Below are 19,132 nucleotides of genomic sequence, written 5' to 3'. Positions count from 1 at the left end.
GATGCATAGTCCAATTGGTTTTGTCAGTAATTCGTCAAATTTTTCAACCCCTACTTCAGCACCTTTCTTCCCTATGATTTTAAATAATAAACGGCTTAAGTACTTTGAGATTAGTTTTTTGAAGATAATTCCTAGTAATATGGCTCCAAAAAACCAAGAATAATCTTGTAAAGTATTGCCTAGGATTTCTTTAAGTAAAAATTGTGTATCCATGATTGTAGATTTTAAATTAATTGTTTTAAGGCAATCTCAAAAGCTGTTTTTGAGATATTAGTTTTGCTATTATTTATCGCATATGATTCTTCTAATGCTGTTCTAATTGTTTGAGAAGTGTCAGCAAAAATTGAAGTATCGCTCATTTCAATATTATCTCCCATCAAGTAAGCAAATACTCTTGCCATCCCACAATTTGCAATAAAATCAGGAATCAAGGCAATCCGATCATCAGTCCATGCTCCTATTGGACCAAAGAAAATCTCCGAATCCGCGAATGGAACATTAGCACCACAAGAGATCACCTCTAAACCCGCTTCAACCATTCGCTCAGCCTGAGATTTTGTGATCAGCCTAGAGGCTGCTGCAGGAATAAATATTTCACTTTGTAGGTCCCAGATTTTTTCATTCAGTTCATCAAAGGGAATGAGATCGTCTGCGACCAATTTATTTCCGGATCGATTTAGGAATAATTCCCTTACCTCGTCTAGACTATATCCATTTTCATTGATCAATCCTCTCTCACGGTCGATAATACCAACTATTTTGACTCCTTCCACTGCCAAGAAGCAAGCTGCTGCCGCGCCCACATTTCCCCAGCCTTGAATGATTGCTCTTTTTCCTTTTAGTTCACCTCCCCACAGTTGATAATAGTGTCTCACTGCTTCCGAAACCCCATATCCTGTGATCATGTCAGCTACGGTATACTTCTTTACCCCGTTTGGGGTAAAATTTGGATCCTCTAGCACTTTGGATACTCCTTGACGAAGCTGTCCTATTTTTCTGATTTTTTGTGGTTCAGTTGCATGAAAATGACCGTTGACGATCCCTTCTTGTGGGTGCCAAAGTCCAAAAGATTCTGTCACGGGAATTACTTCATGGATTTCATCCACATTCATGTCTCCTCCAGTACCATAGTAATTTTTCAATAGTGGCATCACAGCCTTGTACCAACGCTCTAAGACACCAGCCTTTCTTGGGTCATTGGGATCAAAATTAATCCCTGACTTTGCACCCCCGATAGCCGGTCCTGAGACGGTAAATTTCACCTCCATGGTTTTTGCCAAGGATTCCACCTCACGCTTATCCAGTCCTTTTCGCATCCGCGTACCACCTCCGGCTGCACCTCCTCTGAGGGAATTGATCACCACCCAGCCTTCTGCCTCTGATTCGCTATCGCTCCATTCAAAGACAATTTCTGGTTGTTTATTTTCAAACTTCTTTAATAATTCCTGCATGAATATTTGGGTTTTTATTGCTGCGCAAAAATATAAAAATTAATACTGCTACCTAGCTACAGAAGGAGGATCGGTTATCCAAAGATCATACCCCCTGAAGAATCCCGATCGGCTCCCGTGACACTGCTTAAGCAATTAATTTCCCCTCTAAGTCTTAAAACACCAAGGAAACCAAATATCAAAGCTTCTTTAAATTCGATTAGTTGGGGAGCTGTTTTTGGGATTGTTATAGCGCCATTAAGATGATTTTCAAGGGATTGGATAAAGAATTTATTATATGCGCCACCTCCGGTCAAGAGTACTTTTGGATTAGCATTGTTAGAAAAATCTTTTATCACAGTACCGATTTGAAACGCAAAATGATCAATCAAAGTGGCAAGAATGTCCTTTTCAGAAGCTTGAGAAGCCGAAATCAGGGGGAGGAAATCTTTTTCAAGATCTTCTCTTCCCAGGGATTTTGCGCTGTTTTTTTTATAGAAGGAAATTGAATTTAGACCTTTCAAGAGATTTTGGTCTACTTTCCCCTCACTGGCCCATTTCCCTAGGTCATCGTAATCAGCTCCCAAAATTTTTGCTTGCGGATTGAGTAGAAGGTTAAACGGACAGGTATCGAAAGCGATTCGCTTTCCTTCCCAGTTCATACTGATGTTTGCGATGCCGCCAAGATTGATACAAAAATCCATTTCTGGAAAAAGCCACTCATCTCCTATCGGAACTAAGGGTGCTCCTTGTCCTCCGAGTTGTACATCCAGCATTCTAAAATCATTGATGACTTTAATTCCGGTTTGCTGATACATTGCCCAACCGTTTCCTATTTGTAAACTTAGTCCTTTTTCAGGCTGATGATATACCGTATGACCATGGCTGCAAATTGCATCCGGCTTGCAACTGTATTTTTTGCAAAACCGATTTACTTGTTCACCCATCCAATTCCCAAATCTGACATCAAGGATAGATAGCTCTAATGCCGAAAGCGTGTGACTTCTCATCAAGTCCAATTCAAGAGATGTTGGAAAAGGAGACGTTTCCGCCTCTAAAATTTGAAAAGACCATGATGAACCTTTATTGAATTCGCAGAGAGCAAGATCCAATCCATCTCCCGATGTGCCTGACATTAGACCTATAATTGTGTAGCTGGAGTGGTTCATGGGTTAAATTTTGTTAAGTAGCTGCTAGCTCAAAGATAAATTAACATTGATAAAATGACCTGCTTTTTATAATGGCTAATTTGCGTCAATAAAATTCATCTCTTGGCAAATCTGATCATTGATATAGGTAACACTCGAATCAAAGCAGCGCTTTTTAATCAGGAAGCACTTCTTTGGGAGAGAGCCTACGAGGATTTGGCTCATGCAAAAAAAGATTTTATATCTCTACAATTTCAGTATTGTTTGATTAGCTCCGTGCGTTGGACTCAAGAGGAGCTTCGAAAGGAATTTCAATTTGATTTTCTTTTTTTGACGCATGAAACAGCTTTTCCAATCCAAAACCTTTATGCATCTCCAAAAACGCTGGGTCTGGATCGGATTGCAGCGGCAGTTGGAGCATGGTCTAAATCTGAGGGTTCGCCTGTTTTAGCAATTGATTTGGGAAGCTGTATCACATATGAGTTGGTCACAGAACTTGGACAATACCTGGGAGGAGCCATCAGTCCAGGTCTAAGAATGCGCGCCAAAGCGATGAATCAATTTACCGCAAGGCTCCCTTTGATAGAATTAAATCAAAAACCGACCGAATTATATGGAAATACCACCGTGCAATGCATGCAAATCGGAATATGGTCAGGTGTGCAGCATGAAATAGTCGGTCAAATCAATGCATATCAGCAAGAATTTCCACAATTAAAGGTCTTTGTTTGTGGAGGAGACGCACAATCTTTTGATTCATTAGTAAAAGACCACATATTTGTAGTCCAAAATTTGGTCCTTTTTGGATTGAATGCTATTCTAAACCACAATGTTGAGTAAAATCAAATTGCAATTGCTGGGTGTGCTCTGCACCCTTTTCTTATTTAGTGAAGTCTCCGCCCAGACCAGTTCCTCTACCTATAGTGCTTTGGGTTTGGGAGAGTTTAATTATTCCGGAAGTGCCACCAATCAAGGTATGGGTGGCCTGGGAATAAGTTATGGTACAGGTTGGAGTGTGAATTTTGTAAACCCAGCCTTATCTACACGAAATACTATTTTCAATTTTGAGGCGGCCATGAATTACAAAAAATTAAATGTAAATAATGGGAGTGAAACCTCTGATGTAGATGGTGGAGGGCTTTCATATGTGGCTTTTTCACTTCCTGTGAAATCTGGAAAAACAACCCTTGGCCTTGGCCTAAATCAAATCAGCTCTGTAAATTATCGCCTGCTGATCAACAGTCAAGTTAATAATGCAACAATTAATGCAAATAATTTTATCAGAGGTGATGGTGGAATTTCTGAGGCTTATTTAAGTACTGGATTTGTAGTGGCAAAAAATTTAAGTCTCGGTATACAGGGATCTTATTTATTTGGCTCCTCTGTTCGAACCAATCAATTGACTTTGACCGACACTTCAGGAGTAGATGTGGGCATCCCATCTGAATATTATGAAAGATTAACAGTTTCAGATGTGGGCTTCAAATTGGGTGCTCATTACATGGTTCCGCTCGGAGAAAAGAAAAATTTACACATAGGAGCGATCTATGAAAACCTAGGGGATGTTAATGGTAAGGCATTTGCAAAATTAGCATCTATCGGTCAAGCCAACGACCTTGATACTGATGGGGATTTGATTGCTAATGATGAGCCTAGAAGTGTCTATATTCCAAATCGTTATGGTTTTGGTTTTTCCTTTGAAAAGGTTAATAAATATGCTGTTGGATTAGAAGGACAATACCAGGATTTCAATCAATATCGATCATTTTTGGATGACCCTACTCAGTTGAAAGAGGCCATAAAAATAGGCCTAGGATTTCAAATTGTTCCAGATTACCTAGCCATTGACAACTCCCTTAAGCGAACTACTTATCGATTTGGATTGGAGTTTCAGCAGACTCCGTACTATTTGAACAATACTAATATCAATGATCTTGGCATCAACTTTGGAGCTTCCATACCACTGAATCAACTTTCTTTATTAAACCTTGCCATGAAAGTAGGACAACGTGGAACGACTAATAATGGACTCATCAGAGAAAACTATATCAACTTCACGTTAGGTTTCTCATTGAATGATAATAGCTGGTTCTATAAACGCGTATTTGAATAAAATTATAAACAATCAAGATCAAACTAAGTAATTACTTTTGTCAAAAAAATTAATATCCTTAAAATTGATCCCCGAATTAAACCGAATAATAAGATGAAACTGAAAGCTACACTACTGGCTCTATCTGCTGTCCTCCTGGCAGGTATGGTTCAAGCACAAGACGGTTGGAATTGGCCTGCCGATCCCGCTCAAGAGGCGAAAGCAAGAGAATTGAACGCTGCCTATACTGATTACATGAAGTCAGAACAATTTGTGGATGCTACACATCCATTAAATTGGCTTCTGGTAAATGTTCCTGAATTGAATGAATCCATCTACATCAATGGCGTAAATATCTATAAGGGCGCTGCAGATGAAGTAACTGATGCTGCCAAAAAAGGAGTTTATCAGGATTCAGTGATCGCGATCTATGAAAAAAGAGGTGAGCTTTTCAATAACGAATCCAATTGGATTGAAAATAAAGCTTATTACGGATACCAGTTTTATAAAAGTGATAAAGACAAATTGAAAGGCGCTATTGCTGATTTTGAAAAAGCAATGGAGCTAAACGGGACAATTAATTATCAATTGACCGCAGCATACTTTGATTTGATTTATCGTAACTATGCTTACAACAAGGCTTACACTGGTGAAGAAATCCTTGCGATACATGATAATATCCAGGCCATGCTAGATGCTGAAGCTGCTAAAGGCACAGATGTTACTAATCAGAAAGGTACTTTAGAGCAATTAATGGTAGCGATGGAATTGATTGATTGCGATTTCATCGAAAACACCATGGGAGCTAAATTAAAAGCGGATCCTACCAATGAAGTGTTGGCTGATCAAATCTTCAAGTATTCTGTACAGTACAAATGCTTCTCTTCTTCTGCATTTTTGCAAGCTTTAGAGATCAAGCATGCTAAGGAGCCTAGCTTCTCTACTTCTCAGGTGATCGCAATGCGATACATGCAGGAAGATCAGTCTGAAAAAGCTGAAGATATGTGGAATCAAGCATTTACATTGGCAGAAAATCCTACTCAGAAGTCTGATGCTAAAATGGAACTTGCAAAAATCTATGCTAAGCAAGGCAAAAAGTCTGCAGCGAGAGCAGCTGCTAAGGAAGCTGCTGAGTTAGACAATACAAAAACTTCTGATGTATACTCTCTAATCGGAGGAATGTATATGAACTCGTTCAACGACTGTAAAGGTGGAGAAAGCCGTGCTAAAGATTACTCAATCTACATCGCAGCTTACAATGCTTACCAGCGTGCAGGTGATTCTCAAGGAATGGCAAATGCAAGAGCAAGATTCCCGTCCCGAGAGGAATTGTTTACAGAAGGTCTTCAAGTTGGAGGCACCATCAACACTGGATGTTGGATTGGAGAGACTGTAACTTTGGCTACAAGAGATTAAATCCTAATAATTTATAAGAAAAGGCAGTCTAGATGGCTGCCTTTTTTAGTTTCTATGCAGCGAGTTTTGACCTATCTTTGAATTATGAAGACACATTCCAATTTTCTTTTGGGTTTGATTTTTTTAGTATCGATGAATTCCTGTCGGGAAAATGTAGACGTTGCAGCCCTTCAAGTTTATGACGGGCCTACAAATACCGCCATAAATATTCATTTGATAGAAAGCGACTCCGCTGTGATGAGATTGGACATCAAGGCTCCAAAGCAGTTAGAGTTTGCAAATGGGAACATGGAGTTTCCGGAGGGAATAGCGATTCAGTTTTTTGAAAAGGATGGAAGCTTGGGTACTACTTTACGGGCTGACAAGGGATACTTTATCAAATCTGAAAATTTATATAAAGGGGTTGGAGATGTGCAAGTCAAAAATCTCATCAAAGACCAATCCCTTCAAACCGAAGAAATCTTTTGGAACCCTAACGAAAAGCGGATCTATACCGATAAGTTTGTTACGGTACAGGAAAGGCAAACCCTTTTTAACGGTACGGGTTTGGAAGCGGATCAATCTTTTTCCACTTATAAACTGATGAATGTCCGCGACAGCAGAACGCTACTTCCCGGTGAAGGCATTTAAAAAGGAATCAAATTTCTTTCCGTTAATTTGCACTGCGAAACCACTTCCAAAATTTCATTGCCTTGAAACTTACTGACGCACTTATACTTTCATTTTCATTAGCCCTGATTATTATTGGGGTTCATCAGTCGCTAACTGTAGGAATTGAAGCTTCTTACGCAATTTTTATGTTTGCGGTAGCTTTGTTATTTTGGTTTCAATACCGTAAAATGAAAGCCCCACAAGAACCTCCTTCGGATAAGAAGAAAGCCAAATCCTCCAAAAAACGCCAATAATGGAAGTATCTTATTTCATATATGTGATCATCACATTGATTTTTTCAGCGTTCTTTTCAGGAATGGAAATCGCTTTTATTTCTTCCAATAAGCTGCAAATCGAACTTCAAAATAAGCAAGGAGACCTTACAGGTAGGCTGTTGAGTATTTTTGTTCAGAGGCCAGGTCAGTTTATTGGAACGACGCTGATGGGGAATACCATCTCTTTGGTACTTTACGGAATTTTTATGGCTTATCTGATGGAGGAGCCATTAAAGACCATATTGCCTAGTGCGTTGAATAATGAAGGGTTTATTCTCTTTTCTCAGACAATTGTCTCCACATTGATTGTTTTGATTACTGCTGAATTTCTGCCGAAAAGCCTTTTCATGCTGAATCCAAACAACATGTTGAATTTTTTCGCATTGCCATTTTGGTTGATTTATGTCTTGATTTATCCGATTGTATGGACTACAGTATGGTTGTCAAGATTTTTTATCACCAAGATTCTTCGATTGGAATACAGTGAAGATAAGCCAGTATTTACAGTGACTGATTTGAATAGCTTTATTCAAAACCACATTACCAAGGCCAAAGAAGAAGGGCACGTCGAAATTGATACTAAAATTTTTGACAATGCAGTAGAGTTCAAAACAGTGCGCTTGAGAGAATGTATGGTTCCACGAACGGATGTAGTGTCCGTTGAAGTGGAAGATTCTATGGAGGAATTGAAAGCGGTATTCGAAGAAAGTGGTCACTCGAAGGTAATTGTGTATCGAGAGACAATCGACGATGTGATTGGATATTGCCATCAGTTAGAGCTTTTCAAAAAGCCCAAAACCATAGCAGAAATCCTGACTCCGATTATCATTGCACCTGAATCTGCCTTGGCTAATGAGTTGTTGATTCAGTTTATCCAGGAGCGAAAAAGTCTAGCTTTGGTCGTAGATGAGTTTGGTGGGACGAGTGGAATCGTCTCGATGGAAGATATTATTGAGGAAATTTTTGGAGAAATAGAAGATGAATATGACAGCGATGACTTGATGGAGCAGAAAATATCCGATCAGGAATTTGTTCTCAGCGCAAGGCATGAAATCGATTATTTAAATGATAAATATGATTGGGAATTGCCAATAGGTGACTTTGAGACGCTCTCAGGCTTGATTCTCTCGCTTACGGAGAACCTTCCCAAGAAAGGAGAATCAGTCACAATTGGTCCATATACCTTTACAATTATGACCAAGCAAGACCATCGAATTGAAACAGTTAGGCTCAAAATTAACTCCTCTGGGATTTTTTAGATAAAGCTTTGATTCAGAATATATTTTGAATTTCGTTACTAATGCTATTATTTTGCGACTCCTAAAAAAGCGTAGTAACAATAATGGCGTTAATTAAACAAATAAGACAGCGGACAGGTCTCGCAATCGGTGTAATTGCCGGCGGGTTGATTTTATTCCTTCTAGGAGGAGATTTACTAAGTCCAAATTCCTCACTTCTCAACTCCAGTCAAAATATCGTTGGAGAAATCGCAGGTGAGGATATCACCTATGAGGAATACATCCAAAAGGTAGAGGAAGTTAAGATTGCCTACCAGCAGCGAACTGGAAGAGCACCTTCTGAAGTGGAGATGTACACTATCCGTGAGCAAGCTTGGCAGACAATGATTGTTGAGCGTGTGTTTGATGAAGAATATGAAAAGCTCGGACTGACTATTTCTGACGCTGAGTTGGTTGATATGGTGCAAGGCAAAAATATCGTTGCTGAATTGCGCCAGCAGCTAGTAAATCCTCAAACTGGTGAATTCGACAAGAGTCAGTTGATTTCTTTCCTTCAATCTTTAGAGACAGCAGATCCTGCTCAGCAGGCATTTTGGGCTCAGCAGGAACAGCTTTTTGCAAATTCCAGATTGAGAATCAAATACGATAATCTTTTGGCCACCTCAGAGTTTGCAACTCAGGCAGAGGCTAAAATGGAATACAAGTCTGCAAATACTATTGCAGATGCTTCGATTCTATATATCCCTTTTTATGCTGTAGCAGATGATGAGGTGAAAGTTGAGGAAAGCGAAATGAAAGCTTACCTAGCTAAAAACAAGGATAAGTTTAAGACTGGTAATACTGCAAATATCGAATACGTAAGCTTCAGTATTCTTCCAAGTGGTCAGGATTCTTCTGAAGTGATCAGCCAGATTACTGCTCTTACCGAAGAGTTAAAGACTGTAGCTAACGATTCAACCTTCGCAAGCAGAAATTCAGATAATCCGACTGCATTCTATACTTTCAAGCCGGGTGAAGAATTGCCTGCAAATTTGACTTCAAATGCTGGAACTGATTTAGAGGCTGGAGCTGTTTATGGTCCTTTCGTAACTCCAAATGGGAGTTATGTTTCTTACAAAATTTCTGATAGATATGATGGCACTCCTAGAATGAGAGCATCCCATATTCTTTTCAGTACAGAAGGCATGGACGAAGCAACAAAAGAAGCTGTAAAAGCACAAGCTGAGGAAGTTTTGGCTGAAGTCAAGAGCAGTGGGAATTTTGCAGTTGCGGCAAGTCAATATGGTCAGGATGGAACGGCTCAGAATGGTGGAGATCTTGGATGGTTTGCAAAAGAAGACTTTGTGGAGCCATTTGCAAATGCAGTCTATGCTGCCAGAGCAACAGGAATTCTTCCAAACTTGGTTGAAACTGAGTATGGCTATCATATCATTGAGGTGACTGAAATGCCAAAATCTACTTATACCAAAGTAGCTACACTAGAGCTTGAACTAGTAGCAAGCGACGCTACTCGAAATGAAGCGTTCAGAAATGCGGATTCTTTTGCAGCAAGCTCTGGAAACAGAAACCAGTTTACTGAAAATGCTGAAAAAGATAATTACAGAATCTTGCAAGCAAATAATGTTGACGCTAACGCGAGAAACATAAATAATCTTCCAAATGCACGTGAAATCATCAGATGGGCTTTCTCTGAAGCTTCAGAAGATGAGGTTTCTTCAGTTTTTGAACTAGACAATTCCTATTTGGTAGCGACTTTAGTAAGCAAGAAAGAAGAGGGGGATGCTACGCTAGCTGATGTAAAAGAGCAGGTAGAAACTCAAGTAAGAAATGAGAAGAAAGCAGAATTGATCCAGTCCAAGTTGAAAGGCATGAATACGATGGAAGCGATGAAAGGAGTTTTCCCAGAGGCAGCTTCTCTTAATGAGATTCCTGACTTGAAATTGAGTTCTTCAGTTATCCCAGGTGTAGGATTTGCTCCAAAAGCGATCGGAGCTATTTTTGGGATTAAGCAGGGAGAGATTACTCAGCCTATCAAGGAAGACATCGGAGTTATTGTATCAAGACTTAATACGCTTACTCCTGCCGCTGAAATCGGAGATTACAGTGGATTCCAGGGTCAGTTAACTCAGAGTGCTTCACAGCGAACTTCCTACCAAGTCATGATGGCTTTGCAGGATTTGGCGGATGTGAAAGACTACCGTTACAAATTCTTCTAAATAAGAAATTCACAATTTGAACCCATGCCTACCAGCATGGGTTCTTTGTTTATGTTCAATTAGAGATTTGTTGATATGCAAAAAGAATTTAATAAAGACTCTTTCAGAGAAAAACTCCAAGCTAGCGGACCATTTCCGATGCTTTATATGTTTAAATTTATTGTTCCAAATGGAAAAGAGAACCAAATTGCGGCACTTTTCCCAAAGAATGAAATAGAGCTTAAGGCAAGTTCAGGCGGAAAATACGTCAGTACTACTATCCAATCAATGATGGATACCCCTGATCAAATAATTGAGATTTACGAAAAAGCTGCTGTGATCGAAGGAGTCATTTCACTTTAACCCAAAAAATCATGTGGAAAGAAGAAGACAATAAACTTAAGAAGACATTTAAATTCGGAGATTTTCAGGAGGCTTTCGCCTTTATGACTCGAGTCGCATTTTTGGCTGAAGCCCATCAGCACCATCCTAACTGGAGCAATGTCTACAATACAGTTGAAATCGAACTAACCACTCACGATTCTGGGAATACCGTGACAGAAAAGGATCATAAGTTGGCAAAAGCTATAGATGGAATCGGCTAATGAATGAGCATCCCATAAATCTTTTTTTGGTACCGACTCCGATTGGTAATTTGAAAGACATTACGATTCGAGCAATAGAAGTATTGAAAAGTGCGGATGTCATTCTTGCAGAAGATACACGTACCAGTGGTAGTTTACTTAAGCATTTGGAGATTTCCAGACCGCTACAGAGTTACCATATTTTTAACGAACATAAGACAGTGCAGCGGCTGGTGGATCGAATGAAGGCAGGGGAGGTTTTTGCCTTGATCAGCGATGCTGGAACACCTGCGATTTCTGATCCGGGCTTTCTACTCGTTCGCGAGGTGCTAGCTGCAGGATTAGATGTACAGTGCCTTCCTGGTCCTACAGCATTGATTCCTGCTTTGATTAATAGTGGGCTTCCAAATGATCGATTCGTATTTGAAGGGTTTTTACCTCATAAAAAGGGTCGAAAAACACGGATAGACAATCTGGTTGAGGAAGTTCGGACAATGGTCTTTTACGAATCTCCACATCGACTTATGAAAACGCTAGAGCAGCTTTCCGTGGCTTTCGGTCCAGAAAGACAAGCTTGCGTTTCTCGTGAATTGACTAAACTCCATGAAGAAAATGCAAGAGGAACTCTAGCAGAATTGATTGAGTATTACCAAACCAATCCGCTTAAAGGAGAAATAGTACTTACTGTAGCTGGTAGAAACCCCAAAGCCTAAAACACATATGATTAGTTCTTCAAAATTATCCCAACTACTAGAAGAGGTTCAAGATATTGCCAAAGAGGCGGGAGCTTTTATCCGAAAAGAGCGTCAGCATTTTTCCCTTGAAAAAGTAGAGCATAAAGGCTTGAATGATCTTGTTTCTTATGTTGATAAAGAGGCTGAAAAGCTTATTGTTTCCAGATTGAGTAAAATCCTTCCTGAGGCTGGATTTATTACTGAAGAAGGTACTGCCGCAGAGACGGTGGCAGAATTAACTTGGGTTATAGATCCATTGGATGGTACTACCAATTTTATCCATGGGCTTCCGGTATTTGCAGTTAGTATTGCTTTGATGGAGAAAGGCGAAGTGGTTCTTGGAGTGGTTTACGAGGTCAATCGTCATGAATGTTTTTATGCTAGAAAAGGTGGAGGCGCATTTTGTAATGATACCAAGATTCAGGTCAGCTCCGCCAAAACTTTATCAGATTCACTTATAGCAACTGGATTTCCATACTATAATTTTGAGTTGATTGATAAATACATGTATGCCTTAAAGGAACTAATGCAATGTACTCATGGACTTCGTCGGCTAGGAAGTGCGGCAGTAGATCTTTGCTATGTTGCTGCGGGTAGATCAGAAGGTTATTTTGAATACAATCTCAACTCCTATGACGTAGCAGCCGGTGCTTTGATCGTTGAGGAGGCAGGAGGGACAGTTACTGATTTCAAAAAAGGGAGGGATTTTATTTTTGGGCGACAGATCGTTTCCACTAATGGATTGATTCATGCCGAATTTTTGGAGAAAGTAGAATCTATTTTGAACTAACCCTACTTCAAAAAGAAGTACCAGATTATTACTGTTACGATTGAAATTGGAATTCCCAAGCCAGAGAGCAAAGCAGCAAGTTTTGGGCGAAGTTCGTATTGAATGGCAACCAATGAACCGGTAATCATAGGAGCCATTCCGCTTTCCAAGACAGTCGTTTTAAAGGTAATTTCATCCATGGAATTGAAATTTCTGTAAATCAGCCATACCAAAGCGGGGGCAAGGACCAATCGGTAGCCCATTCCAAGCCAAAAATGACTGGATCGGAGCGATTCAAAATCTACAGAGAATCGCATTCCGATCGCAAAAATCGAAACCGGAACCATTGTTTTAGCAATAATTGATGCCAGTGGAAGAATAAATTCAGGTGTTTTCAATCCGAGTAAGCTCATCGAAAGGGTAACTAGCAAGAATAGGAAAGGCGGAAAGCTCAGGATTTTCATAGGGATCTTTCGTAGATCACTTTCCTGATGAGAAAACAGTGATGCTACCAGGATCGCCATAGAGGAGACTAATAAAAATGAGCCCCCCTGATCGATTAAGAGAGCTATTGGTAAACCTTCATTTCCAAGTAAACCCTCAATTACCGGAAAACCGAGAAAGGAAGTATTTGCAAGACCAGATACCACTACCAGACAGCCTGTGGTGGCGGCATCCCATTTCAAAAATTTTCCTAATGTGCCAAAAATCAGCCAAGACAAGAAGAAAGTAAACCAAGCGGCGGAGATTGGAAGAAGTAAATCCCAACCCGGATTAATATTTGGGATATAAAGTAATGCCAAAGCAGGCAAGACAAGATTGAAAAGGTAAAAATTTACCCATTTGCTTACTTTCTCTAGCGGAAAATGATCCTGCTTCTGAATAAACAGTCCAAAAAAAAGAAAAATTACGGCTATGATTGCGCTAGTCATAAGGGTTGATATAAACCGAAACTTTTATTAACATAAAATTAATTTATTAAAATTGTAGGTTCCTGATAACCAGTCTACTTTTGTGAGGTAGATCAATCCTTATGACGAAACTTATTCCAATTTTTATTAATGGGAAAAAATGGGTTCAACTTTCCCAGCTTTCCCAAGACCAGGCAAATGTGATCAAATCATGGCTTCCTGTAAATAGTTTGAGAAAAATCCTTTTCCACGGAATGGAAATAACCGATTGTTTGGATTTTGATACCTACGAATACTGGTTTAATTCCAATGAGGTGTCTAAGCAAAAGCAAGCGTATTTGGATTTTTAATCTAAACCAAAACTTTTCCGTTTTTCATCAAAATATTTTTCCAATTCTGGGTAGAAACTACTTTCGGCTATCGGAATCCCATCTAAAATTAATTCCATCCCGCCTTCCAGTTGATCAGTATTTACTTGAATCCCTTCTAATAAAAAGATCAAGTCCTCCAAAGTGAGCTCTTCTTCCACAGAAGACGGATAGATCAGGTATTCATTTCCGTAGAAATCCACCGCCTCGAACTGAATTTTCCGATCTAGCCAATGTGCATAGATACTCAATTGCTCTCCCCACTTACTTTCCGGATAGCTCAGCTTGACCAACAAAACCGAAGTATTGTCTGCTTTGAAATAGCTTTCAGGACGGAATTTGAAATCAATCATCTTTCAAAAATAAGAATTCCTTTTCATTCCTATTTGGTATCTGTTTTAAGGATTGGATAATCGGGAGTTTCGGGCTATTTTTGGGCCTATTTGATTTCGACTACTTTATCGAAAAACCTTTCCGAAATTGCTTTCAAACGCCTGATTATGAAAAGAGATTCACTTGTTTTTGACCTTATTGACAAAGAAGAAGACAGACAAAAAAGAGGAATAGAGCTAATTGCCTCAGAAAATTTTACCAGTAAACAAGTAATGGAGGCCGCAGGGAGCGTCCTGACAAATAAATATGCAGAGGGTCTTCCCGGCAAGCGATATTATGGAGGATGCGAAATTGTAGATGAAATAGAGCAACTGGCGATAGATCGGGCCAAGAAACTTTTCGGTGCGACTTGGGCCAATGTACAGCCTCATTCTGGAGCGCAGGCTAATGCTGCCGTTTTTCTTGCATGCCTTAAGCCCGGAGATTCTATTTTAGGTTTTGATTTGTCGCATGGAGGTCACTTGACCCATGGTTCGCCAGTGAATTTCTCCGGTAAGCTTTATGATCCACATTTCTACGGAGTTGAGGAAGAGACCGGAGTGATCGATTATGATAAAGTTGAAGCAAAAGCACTTGAAGTCAATCCCAAACTTTTGATTTGTGGGGCATCAGCTTATAGCAGAGATTGGGATTACGAGCGATTAAGAGATATTGCAGATCAAGTAGGAGCGATTTTATTAGCCGATATCTCACATCCATCCGGATTGATCGCTAAAGGTCTTTTGAATGACCCTCTGGAGTATTGCCACATTGTAACCACAACTACTCACAAAACTCTTCGGGGTCCTAGAGGAGGTCTAATAATGATGCGTGAGGACTTTGATAATCCTTTTGGAATCACCAACCCTAAGGGTGAACTGAGAAAAATGTCTGCACTACTTGATGGAGGAGTTTTCCCTGGAACTCAAGGCGGTCCTTTGGAGCATATTATTGCTGCTAAAGCGATTGCATTTGAAGAATGTCTTTCTGATGAATACATGCATTATATCCTTCAAGTGAAAAAGAATGCATCCGTAATGGCAGATGAGTTCGTAAGTAGGGGATACAAACTCATCTCTGGAGGAACAGACAATCATTTGATGCTAATCGATCTTCGAAATAAGGACCTTACTGGAAAAATTGCAGAGGAAACGCTCGGAAAAGTGGACATTACCATCAATAAAAACATGGTTCCATTTGATACCAAGTCTCCTTTTGTAACTTCAGGAATGAGAGTTGGTACCCCAGCGGTAACCACCCGGGGACTCAAAGAAGATGACATGAAAAAAATCGTTGATATGATCGATCGTGCACTGATTAATCATGATAACGATGCCGAACTGGCAAAAATCAAAAGTGAGGTAAACTCCTGGATGATTCAATTTCCACTTTATTAAGTAGCATAATTCCAACGTGGCGCTAGACCAATATCAAGAAGAAGAGGAAGAAGGAGGAATGTCCTTTCTGGACCATTTAGAAGCTTTGCGATGGCATTTGCTTCGCTCCGTTTCTGCCATACTTATTTTCACCGTAATAGCATTCCTTGCTAAAAGCATCGTATTTGGGATCATTATCTTGGGACCATCCAAGATTGATTTCTTTACCTACAGATGGCTTTGCCAACTTAGCGATTATGTGGGTGTTCCGGCACTCTGCATCGATGAGTTGCCGTTTACGATTCAAAGTAGGCAAATGACTGGTCAGTTTTCGATGCACATGACCTCCAGTTTAATGGTTGGTTTCATTGTCGCTTTCCCTTATGTTTTTTGGGAAGTTTGGAAATTTATCAGTCCTGGATTATATGATAAAGAGCGGAATGCAGCTCGTGGAGCGGTTTTCTTTGTGAGTTTGCTCTTCTTTTTGGGTGCCTCATTTGGGTATTTTATCCTTGCTCCGCTGTCAATCAATTTCTTGGCAAACTATCAATTGGATCCCTCGATCCTGAATGAATTTGATATCACATCTTACGTCAGTACGCTGACTATGCTGGTAATGGCATCTGCGATTATGTTTCAGTTGCCAGTGGTGGTGTATTTCTTGGCGATGTCAGGCATAGTGACCTCCGGGATGTTGAGGTCTTACAGAAGACATGCTATAGTAGTCATTTTGATACTTGCTGCTGTAATTACTCCTCCGGATGTAATTAGTCAGATTTTGATTGCGATGCCAATTTTGGTTCTTTATGAAGCAGGAATCCAAATCGCGAAGCGCCTAGAAAAGAAACGAGCCATCAAGGAAGCAGAGGATGATGTAGACGATGCCCTATAACTTTAAACAGATTTGAAATTATGTCATTGAAAATAGCCATTGGGGGCGACCATGCTGGGTTTGAGTACAAAGCCAGAATTGTGAAAAAGCTGGAATCTCAAGGATATGTTGTTAAGGATTTTGGTCCATTTTCAGAAGCCTCAGTAGATTATCCAGACTACGTTCACCCACTGAGTAATGCCATCGAAAAAGGTGAATTTGATCTGGGAATCGTGATCTGCGGAAGTGGAAACGGTGTAGCAATTACTGCGAATAAACATCAGGGTATCCGTGCAGCACTTTGCTGGAATGAGGAATTGGCAGCTTTGGCAAGGCAACACAACAATGCAAATGTATTGGCACTTCCCGCTCGCTTTATTTCCTATGAATTGGCAGAAAAGCTTGCTGAGATTTTTCTTACTACCGACTTCGAAGGTGGAAGACATCAGAATCGAGTAAATAAAATCGCCTGTTCTTACTGAACCTTTAAATCTAAAGCCCAAAGAATTTCACTTCTTTGGGCTATTTTTTTAACCTATTCATCCGATTAAAACAGTAAAGGCTCCCGAGTATATTTCCGCTCCGCAGCCTGCTGGATCACCCACTCTCAAAGCTGGTTTCCCTCCAATAAATACAGAATTGCTCCCGATGTTAAAATTACTTTCTTTGGGATGACTTGATGTATCTGCTTGCTCGCATAGGTGAAGATCCCCAACACTTGCTGCGGGCATACCCTCAATCAATACAGTCGGATTTGCAGGTCCGGCTATGATACCACCATGGGAAGTTTTATCTGATAATCGTGCGACTGGAGGCATTTTTAATTGATTTGTACGATTGAACCTTTGACAACTGTCGAACCACTTGAGCTAAGTTCAGCTCCGGCGCTGGCTTTTAGCTCAAGATTTGCGGCACTATCTGCTTCGATATTTATTCCAGATAGCTTTAAGTCTCCAGCGGCCTTTAGATGGAGATCTTTGACACTTTCCAAAGAAATTCCATCTTGATTTAAGGCTATTTTATTCCCCAGAGAATCCTCGATCTGAATTTGATTTTCATCCGAGAGCTTTATTTTAGAACCTCCATAAGTTTCGATAAGAATAGATTTTTCATCATCATCAAAAATAAGCTTCAGCTTATTTTTCGTCAGAATCCCTTTTAGATTATTATCGTCTGACTCTGGGAAGGGAGCTGGATTTTGACTACTGTGAAGGGCTCCAAGAATTACTGGATTTTTATAACCTCCATCTAGGAAAGAGACAACTACTTCATCGCCAATTTCTGGCAGGAAATGCAAACCTCTTAGGTCCCCTGCATCTGGATGGCACACTCTAGACCATACTCCTTCACCCTCAGAATCCATAAGTGGTAATTTGATTTTTATTCTGTTTTGTTGCAATGGATCTCCTTCCAATGCCCATACAATTCCAATTTGAAGGCCAGAAAATATTCTCTGATTTAATTCCTTCTCTGATTGATTAGGAATGCCAATCTCTAATTTTGTGATCCATTGCCCATCGGAAATAATATGAGAAACTCCTGAAACCAGAGCATTTCCACTCAGACGCGTACCGAAGTTTATCAGCTCAACAAGATCTCCGGCAGCAATATCGGCTGTTCCGGCAATTTTTATATTTCCTTTTGCGACAGATAATATAGACTCAGCAAGCATATTTTGTAGAGCAGTTGACATTTCCTGGAGTGAGTCATATTGATTTTCCAAGAGTTCAAAATTTGGAAGAGCTATACTTTCTGCAAGTTCTTTCAGCAAAGCATCATTCAATTGAAAATCCACTTCCTCGACACTTTGATTTTGGTAATTCCAAACCTTCCCCATTACACTTTTGGGAAGTGAGCCGGCATCTATTTGCAGATTGTAAGCCTCAGTTTTGCTTTTAGTTAATTTATGGACTGGATTTCCGATAAGTGTCAATTGTTTTAGAGTGAGTTCTCCTGACTTCAAAATCACAAAACAGCCATTGTTTTTTGCTATTTCGAGGATGAAATTCCAATCAGAGCAATTAGGCTGAATCAGACTATGTGGAATGGATGCTAAGTTTTCAATCTCAACTGTCAAGTCAGGATAATGACTAATCACTTCTGAGACTATCTCAGAGTCACTCATATTATTAAAAATTGAGGCCTTTTCGGTGCTATTCAATACGAAAGCAGGATCTTGAAGCTCAAGGATCAGTGAATTTCCGCTTTCAGTTTGTTTCGCAGTTTGAGAAAGTATAATCCCGTAAAATATTTCTTTTTCCTCTCTCGTATATCCTGCGTTGATTTTTAGCTTAACGCCAGGCAAAAAATCCAAAGAATCGCACCACTGGAAATCAGGATCTGCCAATTCTATAGAGGCAGTAGAAATTTGATTTAAGGCCTGATTAATTGTCAACTTTAATAGTTGGACTTTTTTGGAAACCAAGGATCCATTTGCCAAAACAGAAATAGAAAGAATTCGATCTGACGGTTTGATTGAAGGTCTTTGAGTTAAAATTGATCTTTTCTTGGTCATAGTATGCCTGTAAAAAGTGGGAAAAAAACAATACGCTAATCGAGTGACTGGTTAATCACTAAATAAAGTATATGTATATCCGCAAAGATGCCAGTAGCCAAATAAGTTAGAAGTGACAGCCAGTGACAATCGCTTTCTTGCGATCTTAACGGGTACTAAATTAGGTCAAAATAAACGGTTTTGACCA

General features: G+C 39.8%; 22 protein-coding genes. 15 read left to right on the top strand and 7 right to left on the bottom strand.

Annotated features, from left to right (window positions below):
- The 3 genes from P8O16_RS09855 to P8O16_RS09845 form a co-directional block, all read right to left on the bottom strand.
- On the bottom strand, positions 1–213 hold a 213-nt coding region (locus P8O16_RS09855), incomplete at its 3' end, for a hypothetical protein (RefSeq protein WP_300313970.1).
- Positions 214–224: 11 nt separating this feature from the next.
- Entirely contained in the window at positions 225–1,451 is a 1,227-nt protein-coding gene (locus tag P8O16_RS09850; RefSeq protein WP_300313967.1) for a Glu/Leu/Phe/Val dehydrogenase dimerization domain-containing protein, read from the bottom strand.
- A gap of 74 nt (positions 1,452–1,525) precedes the next feature.
- Positions 1,526–2,599 (bottom strand): anhydro-N-acetylmuramic acid kinase, encoded by a 1,074-nt coding sequence (locus P8O16_RS09845; RefSeq protein ID WP_300313964.1) that lies wholly within the window; start codon positions 2,597–2,599, stop codon positions 1,526–1,528.
- A gap of 102 nt (positions 2,600–2,701) precedes the next feature.
- On the opposite strand from P8O16_RS09845, the gene P8O16_RS09840 reads away from it, so the two are divergent.
- From P8O16_RS09840 to P8O16_RS09790, 11 genes are all read left to right on the top strand, one after another.
- Positions 2,702–3,418, top strand: a complete 717-nt coding sequence (locus P8O16_RS09840; RefSeq protein WP_300313962.1) for a type III pantothenate kinase — start codon at positions 2,702–2,704, stop codon at positions 3,416–3,418.
- Positions 3,408–4,691: a hypothetical protein gene (locus P8O16_RS09835; RefSeq protein WP_300313960.1), complete on the top strand. Its 1,284-nt coding sequence runs from the start codon at positions 3,408–3,410 to the stop codon at positions 4,689–4,691. Before P8O16_RS09840 ends, P8O16_RS09835 begins: the two co-directional genes overlap by 11 nt.
- A gap of 93 nt (positions 4,692–4,784) precedes the next feature.
- Positions 4,785–6,086: a hypothetical protein gene (locus P8O16_RS09830; protein ID WP_300313957.1), complete on the top strand. Its 1,302-nt coding sequence runs from the start codon at positions 4,785–4,787 to the stop codon at positions 6,084–6,086.
- 84 nt (positions 6,087–6,170) lie between these two features.
- Entirely contained in the window at positions 6,171–6,716 is a 546-nt protein-coding gene (gene lptC, locus P8O16_RS09825; RefSeq protein WP_300313954.1) for an LPS export ABC transporter periplasmic protein LptC, read from the top strand.
- Between the two features lie 62 nt (positions 6,717–6,778).
- Entirely contained in the window at positions 6,779–6,991 is a 213-nt protein-coding gene (locus P8O16_RS09820; protein WP_300313951.1) for a hypothetical protein, read from the top strand.
- Positions 6,991–8,271 carry a hemolysin family protein gene (locus tag P8O16_RS09815; protein ID WP_300313949.1) on the top strand — a complete coding sequence of 427 codons (1,281 nt, stop codon included), beginning with the start codon at positions 6,991–6,993 and terminating at the stop codon, positions 8,269–8,271. Before P8O16_RS09820 ends, P8O16_RS09815 begins: the two co-directional genes overlap by 1 nt.
- An 83-nt stretch (positions 8,272–8,354) precedes the next feature.
- Positions 8,355–10,466, top strand: coding sequence for a peptidylprolyl isomerase (locus tag P8O16_RS09810; RefSeq protein WP_300313947.1), 2,112 nt, complete (start codon positions 8,355–8,357; stop codon positions 10,464–10,466).
- Between the two features lie 75 nt (positions 10,467–10,541).
- Positions 10,542–10,808 carry a DUF493 family protein gene (locus P8O16_RS09805; protein ID WP_300313945.1) on the top strand — a complete coding sequence of 89 codons (267 nt, stop codon included), beginning with the start codon at positions 10,542–10,544 and terminating at the stop codon, positions 10,806–10,808.
- A gap of 11 nt (positions 10,809–10,819) precedes the next feature.
- A complete protein-coding gene (locus P8O16_RS09800) occupies positions 10,820–11,050 on the top strand; it encodes a 4a-hydroxytetrahydrobiopterin dehydratase (RefSeq protein ID WP_300313943.1) in 231 nt (76 codons plus the stop codon).
- Entirely contained in the window at positions 11,050–11,742 is a 693-nt protein-coding gene (rsmI, locus tag P8O16_RS09795) for a 16S rRNA (cytidine(1402)-2'-O)-methyltransferase (protein WP_300313941.1), read from the top strand. The genes P8O16_RS09800 and rsmI overlap by 1 nt, the downstream gene beginning before the upstream one ends.
- 7 nt (positions 11,743–11,749) lie before the next feature.
- Positions 11,750–12,553: an inositol monophosphatase family protein gene (locus P8O16_RS09790; protein ID WP_300313939.1), complete on the top strand. Its 804-nt coding sequence runs from the start codon at positions 11,750–11,752 to the stop codon at positions 12,551–12,553.
- Between the two features lie 2 nt (positions 12,554–12,555).
- Here P8O16_RS09790 and P8O16_RS09785 read toward each other — a convergent pair whose 3' ends face one another.
- Complete coding sequence (locus P8O16_RS09785) at positions 12,556–13,464, bottom strand: AEC family transporter (protein WP_300313937.1); 909 nt, start codon at positions 13,462–13,464, stop codon at positions 12,556–12,558.
- Between the two features lie 101 nt (positions 13,465–13,565).
- Here P8O16_RS09785 and P8O16_RS09780 point away from each other — a divergent pair, with 101 nt between their 5' ends.
- Positions 13,566–13,793 carry a hypothetical protein gene (locus P8O16_RS09780; RefSeq protein ID WP_300313935.1) on the top strand — a complete coding sequence of 76 codons (228 nt, stop codon included), beginning with the start codon at positions 13,566–13,568 and terminating at the stop codon, positions 13,791–13,793.
- Here the strand turns inward: P8O16_RS09780 and P8O16_RS09775 are convergent.
- A complete protein-coding gene (locus tag P8O16_RS09775) occupies positions 13,790–14,164 on the bottom strand; it encodes a UDP-glucuronosyltransferase (RefSeq protein WP_300313933.1) in 375 nt (124 codons plus the stop codon). The genes P8O16_RS09780 and P8O16_RS09775 overlap by 4 nt on opposite strands.
- 147 nt (positions 14,165–14,311) lie before the next feature.
- On the opposite strand from P8O16_RS09775, the gene glyA reads away from it, so the two are divergent.
- From glyA to rpiB, 3 genes are read left to right on the top strand one after another with little or no spacing between them, the layout of a single operon-like run.
- The gene (gene glyA / locus P8O16_RS09770; RefSeq protein ID WP_300313931.1) at positions 14,312–15,580 is read left to right on the top strand and encodes a serine hydroxymethyltransferase; all 1,269 of its coding nucleotides are present in this window, start codon (positions 14,312–14,314) and stop codon (positions 15,578–15,580) included.
- Positions 15,581–15,596: 16 nt separating this feature from the next.
- Positions 15,597–16,451, top strand: coding sequence for a twin-arginine translocase subunit TatC (gene tatC, locus P8O16_RS09765; protein ID WP_300313929.1), 855 nt, complete (start codon positions 15,597–15,599; stop codon positions 16,449–16,451).
- A 20-nt stretch (positions 16,452–16,471) separates the two neighbouring features.
- Complete coding sequence (gene rpiB, locus P8O16_RS09760; RefSeq protein WP_300313926.1) at positions 16,472–16,912, top strand: ribose 5-phosphate isomerase B; 441 nt, start codon at positions 16,472–16,474, stop codon at positions 16,910–16,912.
- Between the two features lie 57 nt (positions 16,913–16,969).
- Here rpiB and P8O16_RS09755 read toward each other — a convergent pair whose 3' ends face one another.
- A complete protein-coding gene (locus P8O16_RS09755) occupies positions 16,970–17,248 on the bottom strand; it encodes a PAAR domain-containing protein (RefSeq protein WP_300313923.1) in 279 nt (92 codons plus the stop codon).
- Positions 17,249–17,250: 2 nt separating this feature from the next.
- The gene (gene vgrG / locus P8O16_RS09750; protein ID WP_300313920.1) at positions 17,251–18,945 is read right to left on the bottom strand and encodes a type VI secretion system tip protein VgrG; all 1,695 of its coding nucleotides are present in this window, start codon (positions 18,943–18,945) and stop codon (positions 17,251–17,253) included.
- Positions 18,946–19,132: the final 187 nt, after the last annotated feature.

It is taken from the genome of Algoriphagus sp. (assembly GCF_029254265.1).
In the GTDB taxonomy this organism is placed as follows: domain Bacteria; phylum Bacteroidota; class Bacteroidia; order Cytophagales; family Cyclobacteriaceae; genus Algoriphagus.
This window is presented reverse-complemented; position numbering and strand designations above follow the sequence as displayed.

Excerpts from the sequence above, each read along its gene's own strand:
- P8O16_RS09850 (WP_300313967.1), bottom strand. The coding sequence starts at position 1,451 with ATGCAGGAATTATTAAAGAAGTTTGAAAATAAACAACCAGAAATTGTC.
- P8O16_RS09845 (WP_300313964.1), bottom strand. The coding sequence starts at position 2,599 with ATGAACCACTCCAGCTACACAATTATAGGTCTAATGTCAGGCACATCG.
- P8O16_RS09835 (WP_300313960.1), top strand. The coding sequence starts at position 3,408 with ATGTTGAGTAAAATCAAATTGCAATTGCTGGGTGTGCTCTGCACCCTT.
- P8O16_RS09830 (WP_300313957.1), top strand. The coding sequence starts at position 4,785 with ATGAAACTGAAAGCTACACTACTGGCTCTATCTGCTGTCCTCCTGGCA.
- lptC (WP_300313954.1), top strand. The coding sequence starts at position 6,171 with ATGAAGACACATTCCAATTTTCTTTTGGGTTTGATTTTTTTAGTATCG.
- P8O16_RS09815 (WP_300313949.1), top strand. The coding sequence starts at position 6,991 with ATGGAAGTATCTTATTTCATATATGTGATCATCACATTGATTTTTTCA.
- P8O16_RS09810 (WP_300313947.1), top strand. The coding sequence starts at position 8,355 with ATGGCGTTAATTAAACAAATAAGACAGCGGACAGGTCTCGCAATCGGT.
- P8O16_RS09805 (WP_300313945.1), top strand. The coding sequence starts at position 10,542 with ATGCAAAAAGAATTTAATAAAGACTCTTTCAGAGAAAAACTCCAAGCT.
- P8O16_RS09800 (WP_300313943.1), top strand. The coding sequence starts at position 10,820 with ATGTGGAAAGAAGAAGACAATAAACTTAAGAAGACATTTAAATTCGGA.
- rsmI (WP_300313941.1), top strand. The coding sequence starts at position 11,050 with ATGAATGAGCATCCCATAAATCTTTTTTTGGTACCGACTCCGATTGGT.
- P8O16_RS09790 (WP_300313939.1), top strand. The coding sequence starts at position 11,750 with ATGATTAGTTCTTCAAAATTATCCCAACTACTAGAAGAGGTTCAAGAT.
- P8O16_RS09785 (WP_300313937.1), bottom strand. The coding sequence starts at position 13,464 with ATGACTAGCGCAATCATAGCCGTAATTTTTCTTTTTTTTGGACTGTTT.
- P8O16_RS09780 (WP_300313935.1), top strand. The coding sequence starts at position 13,566 with ATGACGAAACTTATTCCAATTTTTATTAATGGGAAAAAATGGGTTCAA.
- P8O16_RS09775 (WP_300313933.1), bottom strand. The coding sequence starts at position 14,164 with ATGATTGATTTCAAATTCCGTCCTGAAAGCTATTTCAAAGCAGACAAT.
- glyA (WP_300313931.1), top strand. The coding sequence starts at position 14,312 with ATGAAAAGAGATTCACTTGTTTTTGACCTTATTGACAAAGAAGAAGAC.
- rpiB (WP_300313926.1), top strand. The coding sequence starts at position 16,472 with ATGTCATTGAAAATAGCCATTGGGGGCGACCATGCTGGGTTTGAGTAC.
- P8O16_RS09755 (WP_300313923.1), bottom strand. The coding sequence starts at position 17,248 with ATGCCTCCAGTCGCACGATTATCAGATAAAACTTCCCATGGTGGTATC.
- vgrG (WP_300313920.1), bottom strand. The coding sequence starts at position 18,945 with ATGACCAAGAAAAGATCAATTTTAACTCAAAGACCTTCAATCAAACCG.